Raw genomic sequence first — 253 nt, forward strand, 5'->3', positions numbered from 1 at the left:
CCATTGCTGTTCTCGTTCAGACCGCGCTCCCACGAAGAGTAAGGGTGCGCAAAGTAAGTCTCGGCACCCAGCGCTTCCTCTATCGCCTTGTGTTCGGCAAACTCGCCGCCGTTGTCAAAGGTGATGGGTAAGCGCCGCTAAATCGACCTACTTGCCTTCGTTGTATTGCGCCACTTTTTTTGCAATGGGCTCCAGCGGGACGTTCCAGGGTAGCAGGGCTTCGAGTTTTTCCAGGCTATCGGCCTCGCCGATC

The 253-nt window shown here is 56.5% G+C and carries 1 pseudogene; it reads right to left on the reverse strand.

The features are described 5' to 3' along the window. Positions 1-125, reverse strand: a pseudogene (locus ACLHZ1_RS20870) (IS30 family transposase); the annotation flags it as partial. Between the last annotated feature and the right edge of the window lie 128 nt (positions 126-253).

Source organism: Aeromonas sobria (assembly GCF_050266975.1).
GTDB classification, from domain to species: Bacteria; Pseudomonadota; Gammaproteobacteria; order Enterobacterales; family Aeromonadaceae; genus Aeromonas; species Aeromonas sobria_B.